The following is a 17128-nucleotide window of genomic DNA, read 5'->3' on the forward strand; positions in this document are numbered from 1 at the left end:
TGTCACCAATTATAGAGAGTTGGCGATCCGTAGTTATGCACACCTTCCTTCGTTAGAGGAAAATAGGCAATCTGGCCGGTTGTCTGATTTCTCATGATTCTAATCTGACTTCCTGGTCGACCATTCCAGTAGATCGGCGAGCCTTTCCAAGAATCCCAGTACCGCCTGGCTGGACCACTCAGATTATTCCCCTCGAACGTGTCGACACTGCCGTTTGGCTTCAGCCGCGGCGACATGTTTGGGTTTGCCTCCAACATATTAACGAGCTCGTGAGTGTCACGAGGAACCGAGTAATATGCCTTATTCGCCGCACTCCTGCCAGCAACAGCCTCCGGCGAGTAATTCTCGTCAGGGGTCCATTTACTCTCGCCACAGTTGTGCACCAATACCGGCATGTTGCCGGCGATTACATAGTACGTGTGGAAGTTGTCGACAGTGAGGTCGCGCATCTGACGTGCGCCGAGAAAGCTTCGGATGCTGGCCACCCGAACTTCGTGCCCGTCCTCGCCGCGTAGGGAGTCACCTGGTTGCAGTTGGCTCGCGTTTACCCAGGTTTCGGTCGTTGCGTCCCAGAAGGGATGGTGGCTGGTGGTGTGGAGGGTGAGAATGGCGCCCTCGGGCGTGGCGACACTGACGTCAGTGAGGTCGACGTCGCGGTTGTTGTGTAGCGCGGTCACCTTTTCCGCGGTGGTCGTGCCGCTCGCCGGGTCGGTTGCGGTGACCGCGTCACCGACCTGTACGTCCTTGATGGCCTTCTTACTGCCGTCTGCCAGCAGAACCGGCGTGTCGGGGTCGAAGCTGTGGCAGCCCGGCTTCGGTTTCAGCCCTCTCGCGAGTGGGCCCGCTTCGGGCGCGAACATCTCGCCGATGCCGGCAGTGACGGCGCCGGTTAGTCCTCCTACCGCGGCGTCGACTACCACCTCCTCGGGCGGTGCGCCTTGGAGACCGTCGGTGATGGTGCTGCCTATCGCACCTGCGATGGCGGCGCAGCCGACGACGCCGGCGCCTTCGGTTGCGATGGTGCAGCCGATCCCGACTCCGATACCGACTACCGTGCCAACGAGGACGGGGTGATCCTGCGCCCAGTTGCTGGTGGCGTCCCATGCCTTACAGGCCCAGGAGAAGACACCGCAGTGGCTCTTCTTTGGCTTGGGTTTTGGTAGGGCTGGGGAGGTTGCAGGCCCTCCGCCTCCGCTGCCCTTGCCTCCATTTCCTCCGTTGCCTGCGTGTCCGCCGGAGGAGCCCCCGCTACCCGGGCCGCCGAGGTCGTCCGCGAGCGTGTGGTCCGAGTACGGGTGATCATATTCCCACTGTGCGTCACTATGGTCCAGGCCCGTTGGGTCGGAGTAGGTGATGGGCGAGTTGTTGGAGTAGGCGTAGCCGGTCCATTGCTGAGGGTCGGCGAGCCTTTGGACGGGGTCGACGGAGATGAACCGGCCGGTGGTGGGGTCGTACTCGCGGGCGCCGATGTGGGTCAGGCCGGTTGCGGCGTTCTCGGTCTTGTTGAGGAAGCCGCGGTTGTCGATGAGGTTGATGGCGGCGCCGCGGGGTTGGCCGTACGGGGTGTACTGCCGCCAGGTGGGCGTCTGGGCGGTGTAGTCGAGGTAGAGGTTGGGGGTGCCCTGGCGGTCGGTGATGGCGAAGCAGTAGTTGGTGCCGGATCCGGTGCGGATGGCGAGGCTGCCGTCGGGGAGCGGGTAGTAGCGGGTGCCGGTGACGGTTTGCGTGCTGGTGTTCAGGGTGAGTTGTTCGCCGGGCAGGTAGAGGATGGTGCTGCCAGGGTCCTTCTGTAGGAGCAGGTTGCCGTCGGCGTCGTAGATGTAGGAGCTGTTGCCGGCGGTGCCGCCGGTGACGGAGGTGAGCTTGCCTTCGTCGTTCCAGGTGAGGGTTTGCTGGCCCTGGGCGGCGTTGCGGCTGGTCATGTTGCCGGCCGCGTCGTAGCGGTATGACGTGGTGGAGGTGGTCGCGCCCGTGGTGTTTGTCGAGGTCAGGGTGTGTGCCTGGTGGGCGCCGTTGCCGTCGTAGGTGTAGCTGGTGGTGGTGTCGGCGCCGCCGGTGAGGTTGTGGGTGGTTTGGGTTTTGCGGTTGCCGAGGACGTCGATGTCCCAGGTGGTCCAGTAGGCGCTGCTGGTGCCGAGGGTGTCGCCGACGGTGGAGTGGTCGGCGGCGGTGGGGGTGGCGGTGCAGTTGTCGGTGGCGGTCCAGGCCGAGGTGAGTCGGGCGAGGGTGTCGTACCGGTAGCACTGCGTTTCGGGTGTGGTCGAGTTGAGGCGGGCGTCGGTTTGTTTGGTGACGTTGCCGGCGAGGTCGTAGTCGTAGGTTTGGTTGTCGACGAAGTCTGTGGTGGAGCTGCTGTGGGTGAGGAGCCGGCTGGTGAGGCGGCCGGTGTGCTGGTCGTAGCCGTTGGTGACGAAGGCGAGACCAGCAGTGCCGCCCAGGGTTTCCTGGGCCGGTCGCCCGTATTCGTCGTAGTCCGTTTTCTTGGCGTATCCCGCGAGTCCCACGACAGCGTTCGGTTGGTCGAAATCCGTGCTCGAGTGGCTGACCGTCTCGGTCGGCAGGCCACCGGCAACGGGGTAGGCGTCCCGGAAGGGCAGACCGCTGTTGACGGTGTACTGGTGGCTGAAGGTGTAGGTCTTGCCCCCGAGCAGCATGCCCTCGGTCGCGGGGATGGTGATGATCTCGCCTAATGACTCGCCAAAGACGTTGAAGTCCTTCTGCTGGGTGATGTAGGCGGCGCCGTCGTGGTAGGCGGTGGAGGTGGTGAGGTGGCCGATGGGGAACTTCATCCCGAGGACGGCGCTGTCTGAGTTGTCGTAGACCCAGGAGGCGGCGCGATTTTGCGGGGTCTGTGCCGACACCGGAGCGTCGTACTTGCCGGTCTTCCGGTTGATTGCGTCGTACGTGTAGGAGATCGTCTTGCCGCGGGCGTCGGTGCTCTGGATGAGATTGCCGTTGCCGTCGTAGGCCATCGTGCTGGTGCCGGCATCCGGGTCGGACTTGCCGATGACCTGCCCAAGCAGGTTGTACGTCGAGGTCCAAGTGTTGTTCTGGGCGTCGACGAGGGTGCTCTGGTTGCCGTGGCCGTCGTAGCCGTAGGTGGTCGCGGTGGTCGTACCGCCGGTCAGGTAGAAGCTGCCGGTGAACGTGTTCGACGGCGTGACCAGGGTGGGCGCGGTGGTGTACTGCTGCAGCTGGCTGGTGCGACCCAAGGGGTCGACAACGGTGGTGGTGGTGACGCCGCCGGTCGGGGGTATGACGGTGGTGCGGTCGCCGTTGTAGACGGTGGTGGTCTTCGACACCGTGGAGCCGCCGTCTTGACTTTCGTCGATGACCGCTCGGCCGAGGCCGTCGTAGGTGAACAGGTCCTTGTTGTGGACGGCTTTGCCGAGGTCGGGCGCGCTGACGGGATTACCGATGGCGGGCAGGGTGGTGCCGTCCCACCAGCCGTTGTAGGTGGCGGTGACCCAGCCGCGGGTGTCATAGAACGTGTCGGTGATCAGCCGGCCGCCCATTGGTGTCATGGCCTGGGTTTGCCGGGTACGCAGCAGCGCGTCGTAGATGACGGTCGAGGTCAGGTAGCCGTTAAGGTCGTTTAGCTTCCGGGTGGTGGTGCCCGTGACGCCGCTGTTGGAAACCTGGTACGTGTACGCGTAGTTGGCCGGCTGGCTCGTGGTGCGGGAGTTCAGCCAGACGGAGGTGGCGCGGCCGAGGGTGTCGTACTGCTGGGTGGTGACCACACCGTTGGGGTCGGTGGTGGTCAGGGGCAGCGCGCGCGCCGGGTCGAGCGTGGTGGTGACGCTCTGCTTGAGGGGATTGGTGACCTTGACCGTCGTGGTGAGCCCGACCGAGTTCATCGTGTACTCGGTGGTGGTGGGGGGATTGTCGTTGCCGTCGTAGGCGGAGGTGACGCGGCCGTAGGAGTCGTAGGTCGACCGGCCCGTGGTTTGGTAGGTGAATGCTCCGGACGCCCACGTGGCGGCGGTGCGGGTCATCGTCACGTCGCCGAACGAGGGGGCGACGGTCTGCGGGAACGTGGTCGCGAAGTCCGGGTCGTCGTAGAAGGTGCGCTCGTTTTTGACGACCTGGTCCGGCCGGTTCACGCTGGCTGGGGCGGTCAGGGTGTTGACGCTGCCCGGCACCGAGGGCGGGGATCCCTGGGTGAAGCCGCCGCAGGCGACCGAGTCCGCCTCGGTTTCGCTGACCAGGCCGACCAGGTTCTTCGCCGTGTTGACCGGCGCGTAGCTGGTGGTGGTGCACTGGTCGTAGGCGGGATCTGCCGGGACGGTGTGGGTGTAGGTGTGCTGCAGCAGGCCGAACGTGGGGCTGGCGGTGTTGGCGTCGTAGGAGCTGTCGGTTCCGGTGTACCGCCAGCTGGTGGTGCCGCCGGTGGTGACCGCCTGCCTGCTGTAGGTCTGTATCGGTGCGACGCGGTTCGCGGTGAGCGCGGACAGGCCGGTGCGGGTGCGGGTCGCGGTCGCGGCGGAGACCCAGTACGAGGTGATGGTGGAGTGGTCGACCGGACCGCCGTCGCCGAGGTAGGCGGTGGTTTCCAGTTCGCTGCCGGCGAGTTCGTCGGTGTCGTCGTGGGTGCCGCCGGCGGAGTCGGTGAGGGTGACCGCAGTGGTGTTGTTGTTGCGGGACATGCCGCGGTAGTAGGTGGTTTCCGACCGGGTACGGGGGTTGGGGTCGGTGCCCAGCAGGGTGGCGACCTTGCCGTAGCCGCGGAACTGGCCGTAGGTGCGGTACTTGGCCTTGACCACTTCGTTGTCGTCGTAGTGCCAGGCGGCGCCACCGAGGTAGGCGTAGGTGGTGGCGGTGGCGGGGGCGCCGCCGGTGGGGTCGGTTGAGGTGACCTTGGTGACCGCCCACTTGTTGAACCAGTCGCGGATCGGATCAGTGAGCCCGTCCGGGGTCCAGTACACCGGGTAACAGGAGCGGGTATTGCCTGCCGGGTTGGTGGTGACGGGAGCGGTGCAGGGGTTTGGCAGGTCGTAGGTGGCGGTGATGACCGAGCCGGTTTCGGTCGTGACGGTGAGGATGCGGTTGCGCTTGAGAGCGGTCCAACCGTCGCGTTGGCTGTCGACGCGGTTGTCGAGCAAGATCGAGCTGAACTGCACGGGCGGGAGAGTGACCGCGGCGGGTGGCCCGGCGCCGCCGGTATCGGAGCCGGTGTGGCTGATGGCGCTCAACCACAGGGTGGGTGAGTTGCCGTCGCCGGTGGGCGGCATGGTCTGGGTGAGCGTGTAGGAGTCGATTGGCACGTAGGTCGAGGACGCGGGCGAGTACTGCTTGGCGGTGATCGAGGTGAGCCGGACGGTGGAGAAGTACGAGGGGCTCCACGAGGTGCAGGTCTTGCCCTCGGGGCAGATCAGGTCGTACGGCACGTCGGGCCAGTTCGCCTCGGTGCTGGAGTTCAGCGGGCTGCAGGTCCCCGATACGCAGCGGTCGCTGGTGCCGAATTCGATCCGGTTCGGTGGGGTGCCGTAGGCGTTGCCGTCGGTGAAGCCGTAGTCGATGTGGTCGAGGTGGCTGTCGCGGACGTATTCGACGTTCTTGGAGCCCTTGTTCTGACCGTAGTAGTTCTTGTCCTGCTTGTAGTAGTAGGCGATGGCGTTGCCGTGGATGTCCTTGGCGTAGTCGAGGTTCCAGCGGTAGGCCATGGTGCAGACGGATCCGGGAAGGTCGTTGCATGGGTCGCCGGAGTGCGCGGAGTACACCGGTTGCGAGTCGACCGAGTTGGTGGTCGGCTTACCCGACGTCCAGCCCGGGATCTCGTTACGGCCGAACTGGTACACGGTGCCGTCGCGGTCGGTGACCTGCCAGTAGTCGGTGTTGTAGGTGCCGGTGCCGTTGTTCGAGTTGACGACATGGGTGACGACCTCGCCGTTGTCGCGCTCCGGCTTCCAGACCTGCTTGCCCTTGTCCCACACGAGAGATGTCGACGAGCCGCCCAGTGACAGGGTCAGGATGGGGCCGTCATAGCACTGGTCGTAGGTGGGGTTTGGAGCGGCGCTGCCCTCCGGGCTGTCGGCACACGACACGAACGACTGCTCGACATACGACTGGGGCGTCGACCAGCCGTCGCCGACCCAGGACGACTGCGCCTGGGTGGAGACTGTTTGCCCGTCAACGCTGCCCGAGTCGTACGACAGGGCCAGGTCCGGCACGAAGTCCGACACCGCCGGCGGCACGGCGATGGGGTAGGAGTAGGTGAACGAACCGGAGCTTCCTCCGCCGGACCAGGACCCGGACGGTTTGAGGTCGGTGGCCGCATAGGTGCCGGCCTCGCCACCCTCGGGCGCGGGATCGCTCACCGCCGCCAGCACCATCGGCGTGGCCGCGCCACCCGGCGCCACACCGAGTGTTGTCGGAGCGGAAACACTCTGCTCGCGGGCGTCGTTGGTGGAGTCGAGCAGGGTCATCCGGCGGCAGTCCGCCGCCGAGGGCGTCGTCAGCACGCAGGCCGGCAGCGACGCGAGCCGCAGCCGGGACCCGTAGTTGCCGCCGTATGCCTGCGCGAACGCCTGATAGTCCAGCCCGACCTGAACCGCACCTCCACCAGGCCCGGCCGGGGTGACCGCCAAAAGCACCCCGTTGACACCGGCCGCTTCGGCACGACCGTGGTCCAGCACCTGCACGTCGAGCTTCGCCGGTCCGGCGTAGCGGCCCTTGGCGTCCGCCACCGTCTGCGCCCAGACCGGGAGTCGGGTGTCGCGTGCCTTGGCGCCCCGACCCGCCGCCGCGGTTGTGGTCGGCGCCGCCAGCGACAACGCGGCGTGGCCAGCCGCTGGCCAAGCCGTCTTCTCCGGCACATACTTGCGCTTGGCCGGGTCAGGTGGCGGTGCCGAGAATCGCGACGGCAAGGCCCGCACTCCGGGCACCGGGCGCCCCGACGGCTGTCGAGGAGGCGCCGTGGGCCGCGCCGGCCGTGCCGCCACGGCCGGGACACCGCCGACCGTGGTACCCAGGAGCGACAGTGTGACTGTCGCCGCCAACGCTGCGAACCACCGTGCTGGGACGGCGAATCCCGTCGGTCGAACCATGGCAACCTCGCAAGGAAGCGTCAAGAGGTGCTGTCATGCACGAAGGCCGCCGGAGGCAGGCCGCGGGCGCAGACACTCTCGCATGATCAGCTTCGCCGCCTCGATCACGGCCAGGTAACGATTGATCACTATGGGGCGGCAAAAGTGGATCGAGATCTTCAAAACGGACTGACCGTGAGGTGTTGATCACACGCTCTCGGTAGCGGCCGTAGCTAGCTTGTCGAGGACCCGGGCCCTCGAAGCCCTCCGGACCTCGAAAGCGATCTCAGATGGCACTCCCCTCGCGCGCGGCACGCAGACGACTTGCCGCGCTCACCGGCCTCGCGGCGATCATCGCCGCCGCCGGACAGGCCCCCGCGGCGATCGCCGCGCCGAAACCGAAGACACCGCCCCCTGCGACAGCATCCGCCGCACTGACCAGGGAAGAGGCGGTCGCCCAGGCTCAACGCACGGGCAAGCCCGTCGACGTGGTCGGAGCCACCACCTCCACTGACACCCTGCGCGCCAACCCCGACGGAACACTCACCCTGACCCGCACCGCCGTGCCCGTGCGCAAACGCGTCAACGGTGCGTGGGCCAATCTGGATGCCACCCTGCACCGCAACGCCGACGGCACCCTCTCCCCCGCCGTCACCACAAACTCGCTCACCTTCTCCGCCGGCGGCACCGGCGCGCTGGCAACCATGGTCAACGGCGGCAACAAGCTGTCGCTGACCGCGCCGACGCGGCTACCCACCCCCACCACCTCCGGTGCGACCGCCACTTACGCCAACGTTCTGCCCGGCGTCGACCTTCAGGTCACCGCGGACCTGTACGGCGGCTTCTCCCAGGTCTTCGTCGTCCACGACGCCACCGCGGCAGCCAATCCCGCACTCAAGCAACTGGCCTTGACCACGAACACCGACGGGGTCACCGTCACCAGCGACAACGCCGGCAACCTCAGCGCCAAGGACCGGCACGGTGCCGCCGTGTTCACCGCTCCCGCACCGACCATGTGGGACTCGGCCACTAGCCCAGCCCCGACCGCCAACCCGAACCGCACCCAACCCGTCGCGCCAGGCGCGAGCTCCAGCTCGCCTCCGCGCGTCGCCTCCACCGCACACGGTCCCGGCCACGGCGCACACACCGCCGCGATCAAGGTGGGTGTCCGGGCTGGCGGCATCGACCTGACCCCTGACGCGACGATGCTGACCGCCAAGGACACGGTCTATCCGCTGTTCATCGATCCCACCTGGTCCTCTGTCGGCGCAGGCAACAACGGCTGGGCCACCGTCGCTGAACCCAACGCCACCACCAACTACTGGAAGAACACGCCCGACCCCGAGGGCCGGATGCAGGTTGGCAACTCGGGAGAGATGTGGTCTCACACCCTGATCAACTTCCCGATCGCCACCTCAACCCTCATCGGCGCCACTATCCAGTCCGCCACCTTCGACATCACGGAAATTTGGTCTTTCTCGTGCACGGCACGCCCGGTCGACGTCTACGCCCCCGGCACCACACTCACCTCGTCGAACGCCACATGGAAATACTGGGCCGGCGTTGACATCGGCGACGTCGTCGCCTCCGCGAACGTCGCACACGGCTACAACTCCAATTGCCCGGCCGCTGGGGTCGCTTTCGATGTTCTCAACACCATCAACGAGGATGTCAAAAAAAGCAAAAAGACGCAGACGTTCTTGCTCATGGGCGAAAACGAAGCAACCGATAAATACAGCTGGAAGGAATTTCTCGAGACAAGCCCGCGGTTGACCATCACCTACAACCGCCGTCCCAACACGCCTACCGGCATGAGCACGAACCCGGGCACAGCCTGCCCGAGCGCAAGCCCAACAACGATCGGCCAGGGCCCGGTCACCCTGTACGCGCCGGTATCCGACCCTGACGGTAACACCCTCGGTGTCACCTTCCAGCTCTGGAAGACCTCCGACCCGACGCAGAAGCCAATCGCTTCGTCCACCTCCGCACTCACCTATGCCTCTGGCACCACCGCGGTCTTTCCTGTATCCCAAAGCATCTTGGACACCAACGCAGGAAGCACACTCACCCAGTTCTCCTGGCACGTGCAGGTCACCGACACCATCACTACCAGCGACTGGTCACCCACCTGCACATTCACCTACGACCCTACCCCCAGCGGGGCACCAGTCATCGAGCCAATCCCAACAAGCACCATCGGTCAGAAAGTGACCGTCACCATTGACCCACCGACGTCCACAATCGTCCCCACCGCTTACAGCTACCAACTGAACGGCGCGCCGCCCGGCACGGTCGGCGCGACAAACGGGAAAGCCACCCTGGACATCACCCCCACCCGATTCACCAACGTACTGACCGTCACCAGCCTCACCGCCGGCGGCAACTTCGGCGGCACCGCGCGACAGCCCTTCAACTCCGCCCCCGCCACGACCGCCGCAGACGGCGATCTCACCGGCGACAACCAACCCGATCTCCTCACCGTCGGCGGCACCCACGGTCTACCCGCCGGCCTCTGGCTCGCAAAAGGCAAAAACAGCACGATCGCGGCCAACGCAACCGACATCGGCGCCAACGGCAACGGGTTCAGCGACGGCAACAGTCCCATCGGCTTCACTGGCGCACAGGTCATCACCGGCCACTTCACCACCGGCGCCGGTCTGCAGGACGTCCTCGTCTACTACCCCGCGGGCGACCATCAAGGCGGCGGTACCGTGCTCTACGGCAATGGCGACGGGTCGGTCCTGCAAGCCCAGCAGAACACCAACAGGTACCCGTTCTCTCGCGGCACGCTGACCGACGGGCGTGGCGACGAACCCGTACAGATCGCGAACGCCGGTCACACCTCCGGTCAGGGCACTGTTTACCCCGACCTCATCGGAATCAGCGGTGACGACACCAGCGGTTACTCCCTGACCTACTACGCGAGCCAGGACGGCATCGCCTTTTATCAGGTTTCTGAGCCGCTCAGTAACAAGACCCCGACCGGCGACGTCTACTGGAACAACTGGACCATCGCCACCGGTCAGACCACCAACGGCACCGTCATGTACCTGTGGAACCGCACCACCGGATCACTTTTCCTGTGGACCAGCCTCACGTACGACATCGACACACAAACCCTCGCCTACAACCAGCAGACCATCGTCACCAACGGCTGGAACACCAATGCCGACCTGAGCCTGCAAGTCGCCGACATCAACCAGAACGGCACCCCTGACCTCTGGACCGTCGGCGAAAACGCCGAGGTCACGGCCTACCTCATCGACAATCTCACCACCACCCCCACCATCTACATCCCGCCGAAACAAACGCTGCTCGCCTCCACGCACACCTGGCCGCTCAACGACGGCACCGAAGACGCGGCGGTCACCACAGCAGCCGACACCGTCGGCAACAGCCCTCTCACCGTTCAAGGCGCTACCGCGAGCAGTGCCGTCTGGCACGTGGGCGATCTCTACAGTCCATCCCTACAACTGAACACCACCGCGAACGACGTCAGCGTCGACACGACCGGCACCGCCACGCTACACAGCAACGGCCCCCTCATCGACACAACCAAGTCCTTCAGCCTGTCGGTATGGGTCAAACCCACCGGCGCCGGCGGTGTCATCGCCTCCGAAGACGGGGCACACTCCTCCCGATTCATCATCTGGGACAACCAGGACGACAACACCTGGCGCTTCGGCATGGCCACCGGCGACACCAACGGCTGGACCTACGACCAAGCCATCGCACCAGCCGGCGCGCAACTCGGCGTCTGGACCCACCTCGTAGCGGTCTTCAGCGCCGAAACCAACACCATGTCCCTCTATGTCAACAACCTCCTGGTCGACACCGCCTACCACAACCCCGCCGTCACCTGGCCCAGCACCGGCAACTTCGCCATCGGCCGGTACCTCAACAACGGTGCCCCCGTCTCGTACTACTCTGGCCAGGTCAGCAACGTGCAGGCATGGGCCAGCGCCCTCACCTCCACGCAGGTTGGTGCCACCAACAACCAACACGCCCTGTCCGGACAGTGGAAGTTCGACACCGCCAGCGGCGTCACCACCGACACCTCCGGCAACGGACGACAGCTCGCCCTCAGCGGCAGTACCCAGACCGGCGTCACCGGCAAATACGCCCAGGCGCTCGGGCTCAACGGCGGCTACGCCACCACCGGCAAGACCGTCAACACCGCGTCCGGCTACACCATCTGCACCTGGGCAAACCTCGACGGCAGCAACGGCACCACGTACCGCGCCATTTTCAGCCAAGACGCCGGACGATCGAGCGGATTCTGGCTACGCACCAACAGCCTCGGCTACTGGGAATTCGTCATCTCCACCAGCGACAGCGCCTACACCGCCGTCAACTCCCGCGCGCCAGCAACAGCCGGCGCCTGGACCCACGTTTGCGGCGTGTGGGACACCTCCACCAGCCAAATGATGATCTTCATCAACGGCGCGCTCGACGGCATCCGCACGGCGACAACCACCATCGTCCCCACCGGCTCAGCCAACATCGGCCGCTACAAGTACCTCGACGCCTACGCCACCTACACCGGCAGCCTCGACGACGTACGCACCTACGTCGGCGCCATAACCGAACCCGACCAGATCACCGCGATCATGAACACCACAGACGGTGTCACCGACACCGCACACGCCCTGTCCGGACAGTGGAAGTTCGACAACACCAGCGGCGTCACCACCGACACCTCCGGCAACCAACACCCCCTCACCATCAACGGAGCCGCACAATCCGGCGCCGGCGGAAGCGGCATCTACAACGAAGGACTCATCCTCAGCGGCGGCTACGCCAACACCAGCGGCCCGGTCATCAACACCACCTCCGGCTACACCGTCTGCGCCTGGGCCAAACTCGACAAGAACACCACCAACATCAACTACCGAGCCATCCTCAGCCAAGACGCCAACCGCTCCAGCGGCCTCTGGCTACGCACCAACAGCCTCGGCGCCTGGGAGTTCGTCATCGGCACCAGCGACTCCAGCTACATCGCCGTCAGCTCCTCCCAAGCCACCCCCGACAGCTGGACCCACCTCTGCGGCACCTGGGACAACAACACCCACCAGATGTCACTGTTCATCAACGGCCAATTCGCCGCCACCGGCGCGGCGTCCGGCGGCGTCAACGCCACCGGAGCCTTCAACATCGGCCGCTACAAGTACCTCGACAACTACACCGGCTACTTCGCCGGCACCCTCGATGACATCCGCACCTACGTCGGCGCCATAACCGACACCGACCAAATCACCGCCATCATGAACGACAAGTAGCACCCAGATAACGCCTGGTGGGGCCACCACCTAACGGCCCCACCAGGCGAATGCGGCATCTGGTCCCGCGACGTCCGCGACGGCCAGTTGGTCCACCACAGCGACCGCGGGTCGAACTCACCCTGGACGCCGTGATCCGAGTGAATGATCGTGCCCGGCTGCGGTTGGCGGTTGCTGATCGCCATGCCCAGCGCGTTGGTGACCAGGGTGGCGGTCTGCGTAGCGTCGATCGACCAGCCGACGACCTTCCGCGAGTAGGTGTCCAGCACGACCGCGCAGTAGACCTTGCCCTCCCTGGTCGGGTGTTCGGTGATGTCGGTAACCCACAACCGGTTGGGCTCCCCACGGCTGAAGTCGCGGTTGACCAGGTCCGCCGCGGTCGAGGTTTGATGCTTCGGCCGGGGCCGCCGTCGGTGGGGAAGGCCCCTGATCCCGGCGCGCCGCATCAACATCTCCACCGCGTTGTGGCCGACAACGATGCCCTGCCCGAGTCGCAACTCCGCATGAACCCGGCCCGCACCGTACACCCCTCGAGACGCGACGTGGACCGCCCTGATCCGTTCGGTCAGCCATGCGTGCCGCAACGCCCGCGCCGACGGCGGCCGGCCGAGCCAGGCGAAGTAGCCCGACACGGACACCCGCAAGACGCGGCAGCCCACGTTGACCGGCAGTCCCTCAGCAGCCATCTGCTTGATGGCCGTGTACCGGCCTTTTGGGGGCACCGCCTCCTTGAGTAACTCGGCGGCACGGCGGTGGACCGCGAGTTCGGTCTCCAACTCGGCGATACGACGCCGCGCGGCGACCAGCTCGACCTGGTCCTTCGACGTAATCCTGGGTAGACGCCCGGTGTCGATCAATTCCTGGCGGCGCCAGGTATAGATGGTCAGGTCGCTGATCTGCAGGTCCCGGACCAGGTCGGCCACCGATCGGCCGGCCTTCAGTAGATCAAGGACCTTGCGACGGAACTCGGGTGGGTATCTTTTCGGCACGTCTCTCCTCAACGAGCGAAACGCACGAAACTCAACAAACCGACTCCACCAAACCCGGGGAACATCATCTTATCCGGCTGATCAGCCACATTATTGAAACCGCGACCGGGCAGCCGCCCAAGGCCCAGGTCTGGGCCCAGGGCTGGTTCCGCGACCAGAACAAACGCACGCTGCACCACCTCGCCGAGCCGCCGCCATAGAAGAAACCCAACTATCCCAGGACGGTCCGGGAGATTAGGTCCGTTTCTGGGCCGGGGCGATTCCTGGACACCGCGACCGCCGGTATGCCCGCCAAGGATGCCTGCAGCGCCCTCGACATCGAGCCGCGCCCACAACACGTCGAAGGTGCCCCGCGTGAGTTGAAGTGCCCGGTCACCCGCGAGGCCGTGATTGAAACCCGGCCCGGAATATACGAGGGCGGGCATCGCGCGTTCTACGAGCTGGGCTAGTTACCGCAGCCCAGGAACAGAAAGTCGGGAGACGGGCGGTCCGACCAGTTGTCCTCGGTGCCATCCGCCGCCCGAGCGCAGATGTCGTACCAGCTCCGGACGGTCGAGTACCTCAGTCCATGCCGGGGCAGTGGCAAGATCACTCAGACGAATACTGGTAGACCGTTCAACGCTTCAAGCAGCCAACAGAGCCGTTCGGTCGTCCCGCCCAGACGCGGAGCCGGATGTTCTCATCGTGCTAAAGACGGCGGACGGGTACTTTACGTACCGGATTTCCGAGGGATAAAGCGGTCGGTCAACGACCGGACCGACTGTCCAGGGTGGCCAATCACGCCATGGTTGCGCCTTGCGACCTCAATCGGACAGGCAATTTAGCAAATGTCGACTATGGATTCGTTGGTAGAGTCGTAGTCCTCTTGGCGGGTTCTCCCGCCCGTCGGTGATCTACAGGGATTGTGCATGACCTGCCGACACCCCAGGGCCGTCAGCACGACGTGGTCTACATGACCGGGCGAGGGCACCACGTCATCCTCGGCACCGCCGGAACGGGCAAGACCGTGATGGCCGTGCACCGTGCGGCGCATCTGGCCGACCCCCGAACCCAGAACAGCGGACCCACGCTGTTGCTAACCTACACCAACTCGCTGGTGGCCTACTTAAGGCACTTCGCCGCCGACCTGCCTGGCGTCACGGTCGAAACGTACGGCCGGTTCGGCCGCGGCTATCTAACCGCCCGCGGTCGAATGGGTTACCGCCAGATCGCGACCCCGACTCAGCGGCACTACTACGTCGAGCAGGCGGTCAAGGCCACCGCCGCTACGTACCGTCCGAGCCCGTTCTTCGACCGGACAACCGACTTCTTCCTCGACGAGCTGGAGTGGATCGATGGTAACGGCCTGGCCACGCTGTCGGACTACCTCGCGGTGCGACGCGTCGGCCGGATGGAACCGCTGCAGCCATCGCAGCGGCAGGCAATCTGGGCGATCCGCACGAACTATCTCGCCGCCCGCACGACGGCCGGATTGCCCTACGACTGGGCCGGCGTGCCGTCCGCAGTTCGCGCGGCGCTCGCCGACGACGCGCAGCCGCGCCGGTACAAGCACATCGTGGTCGACGAGGCGCAGGACCTGTCGCCGGAGGCAATCCGCTCCCTCGCTGCGGCTATCCCGGCCGCCGGCAGCCTGACCTTGTTCGCAGATTACGCCCAGCAGATTTACGGGCAGCGGGTGTCCTGGCGGTCCTGTGGTCTGACGGTAGCCAAGACTGAGGAGTTCCTAGACAACTACCGCAACAGCCCGGAGATCGCCCGGTTGGCCATTGCCATGGGCGAGATGCCGCATTTCCAAGACTCCGCCGACCTGGTCGAGCCGCGGGCGCCGCAGCGAGCGGCCGGCGCGAGACCAACGCTGGTCCGGTACTCGTCGACCGAAGTGGAGGCGCAGGGGGTTGCGGCGAACGCGGACAGCTTTGGCAAAGTGTCCCGGGTCGGTATCCTCACCCGGACCCGTGCCGAAGCCCGCAGCGCCTCGCGGGGCATCCCCGGAGCCCGCGCGCTGCACGACAACCTCGACCAGTGGGAGATCACGGCAGGGGTGTACGCGGGCACCTACCACTCAGCGAAGGGCCTGGAGTTCGACGTGGTGTTTTTGCCGTTCTGCGGCGCCGACCGGTGTCCCGACCCCGAGACGGTCGCCGCGTTCGGCCATGACGAGGCCGCCGCCCGGGAGAGCAGGCTGCTCTACGTCGGTGTCACCCGTGCCCGCGACGAACTAATCATCACGCACACCGGTGAGCTGACCCCGTTGCTCCCGTCGGCCGGCTCCGGCCTCTACCAGGTGACGGTGGCCCCATGAGCGGGTCCTTCGACCTCGCGGTCGCCGCCGAGCTGGCGAAGATGAACTTGCCCGGCTGGCTCACTTCACTCCGGCGCGGAATCTGCCTCACATCATCCGCAACGGCCTCCTGCGCAGTGTCGCCGACCTAGGGCCTGTTTTAGAAGTGCGGGTACTGAGGTTCAGGCTGGTGGGTTGGGGTAGCTGCGGCCGGCTAGCCAGATGGTGAGGTCTTGGGCGATGCGGCTGCGGTCGGTTTCGACCGTGAGGTCGTGGATGCGCTGGTGGGCATCGCGGCGTTCGACTTCGTAGGTGTCGTCGTCGAGCAGCGAGATGGACGCGTACCAGGCTGGGTCGTCGTCGGCGGGGTTGATCGTGACGAAGGTGTTGTCGTCGTGGTTCAGCCGTTCGATCAGCATGAACAGGGCGTCCTCTGAGGGGTCGTCGATGTGCTCGCCGTTCTCGGTGTCGGCGTAGTAGTAGTCGGCAGCCATCGGCGTCCCCTTGCTCTGCTGGTCAGCCGGCCCAGCATCCCACGAGGGCATGCCCGTTGATCAGAGCCATTCGTTGATCGCGGCGACCTGCACGGCGGCTTCGAACCGGACGGCGAGTTTGTCGTAGCGTGTGGCGACCGCGCGGTGGCGCTTGAGCCGGTTGATGCCGCACTCCACCGCGTGGCGGGCCTTGTAGTCCTCGACGTCGAAGGCTGGTGGTCTGCCGCCGGCCGCGCCGCGCCTCTTGCGGTTGCGGATCTGGCCGGCCGGTTGCGCAAGGTGGCTTTGATGCCGTGCTCACGCAGGTAGTGCCGGTTGGCCCGTGAGGAGTAGGCCTTGTCCGCCCGCACCCTCTCCGGACGTTGACGCGGCCTGCCCGGCCCCAGCCGAGGCACGCGGATGCCCCGCAGCACCGGCACGAACAGGGGCGCATCACCACGCTGCCCTGCGGTGATCAGGATCGAAAGCGGCTTCTGACCCTGCTCGCACGCCAGGTGAATCTTCGTGGTCAGACCACCCCGAGACCGGCCGAGTCCGTGATCGGCGGGCTCCGGCACCAACCCGCCGGCCGGCTCCCGCTGCGCGTGAGGGTCACGACGAGCGCCAGCGGCATGCTGATGCGCACGGCAGATCGTGGAGTCGACGTTGACCTGCCAGCAAATCAACCCAGCCGCGTCGGCCCTGGCCTGCAACGCGGTGAGGATGCGCGCCCACACACCCGACCGCTGCCACCGCCGGAACAGCCCATACACCGTCTGCCACGGCCCGTACTCCGGCGGCAGATCCCGCCACGGGCACCCCGTCCGCACTCGCCACCTGATCCCGTCGATCAGTAACCGACGCGACCACACCGCTGGCCGACCACGCCGGTCCGGCCCGGGAAGCAACGACTCCAACACGGCCCACTGCTCATCGGTCAGATCACCACGACCCACCAGAAGATCATCAACGCAGCTCAACCTGTCGATCAACTTCTAAAACAGGCCCTAGCGCCGGGAAGGTGACCACGCCGTGGCAAGGACGGGTGAAGATGGGCAGTCCGACTGCCAGCAACGGCACC

7 protein-coding genes are annotated in these 17128 nt (G+C 65.8%); 3 read left to right on the plus strand and 4 right to left on the minus strand.

Annotated features, from left to right (window positions below; translation table 11 throughout):
* Nucleotides 1-2: 2 nt before the first annotated feature.
* Nucleotides 3-6875, minus strand: a complete 6873-nt coding sequence (locus AB0J86_RS22285; protein ID WP_363859500.1) for a polymorphic toxin-type HINT domain-containing protein — start codon at nucleotides 6873-6875, stop codon at nucleotides 3-5.
* Between the two features lie 440 nt (nucleotides 6876-7315).
* Between AB0J86_RS22285 and AB0J86_RS22290 the strand changes: the two genes are divergently transcribed.
* A complete protein-coding gene (locus AB0J86_RS22290; protein ID WP_363859501.1) occupies nucleotides 7316-12304 on the plus strand; it encodes a LamG-like jellyroll fold domain-containing protein in 4989 nt (1662 codons plus the stop codon).
* On the opposite strand, the gene AB0J86_RS22295 is transcribed toward AB0J86_RS22290, so the two are convergent.
* A complete protein-coding gene (locus AB0J86_RS22295) occupies nucleotides 12247-13293 on the minus strand; it encodes an IS3 family transposase (protein ID WP_363859502.1) in 1047 nt (348 codons plus the stop codon). The genes AB0J86_RS22290 and AB0J86_RS22295 overlap by 58 nt on opposite strands.
* On the opposite strand from AB0J86_RS22295, the gene AB0J86_RS22300 reads away from it, so the two are divergent.
* Nucleotides 13275-13493, plus strand: coding sequence for a hypothetical protein (locus AB0J86_RS22300; RefSeq protein ID WP_363859503.1), 219 nt, complete (start codon nucleotides 13275-13277; stop codon nucleotides 13491-13493). The two genes, AB0J86_RS22295 and AB0J86_RS22300, sit on opposite strands and share 19 nt — an antisense overlap.
* Nucleotides 13494-14197: 704 nt before the next feature.
* On the plus strand, nucleotides 14198-15595 hold the full coding sequence (locus AB0J86_RS22305) for a 3'-5' exonuclease (protein WP_363859504.1): 1398 nt from the start codon (nucleotides 14198-14200) through the stop codon (nucleotides 15593-15595).
* Between the two features lie 161 nt (nucleotides 15596-15756).
* Here the strand turns inward: AB0J86_RS22305 and AB0J86_RS22310 are convergent, their stop codons facing one another.
* Complete coding sequence (locus AB0J86_RS22310) at nucleotides 15757-16068, minus strand: hypothetical protein (RefSeq protein ID WP_363859505.1); 312 nt, start codon at nucleotides 16066-16068, stop codon at nucleotides 15757-15759.
* 60 nt (nucleotides 16069-16128) lie between these two features.
* Nucleotides 16129-17003, minus strand: a protein-coding gene (locus AB0J86_RS22315) for an IS5 family transposase (RefSeq protein WP_363859506.1) whose coding sequence is annotated in 2 segments (ribosomal slippage) — nucleotides 16129-16317 and nucleotides 16320-17003 — 873 coding nt in all. Because the reading frame shifts where the segments join, the coding sequence is not laid out codon by codon here.
* Nucleotides 17004-17128 lie beyond the last annotated feature (125 nt).

Origin of the sequence: Micromonospora sp. NPDC049559, from assembly GCF_040676675.1 — a bacterium.
Lineage (GTDB): Bacteria > Actinomycetota > Actinomycetes > Mycobacteriales > Micromonosporaceae > JBFAPK01.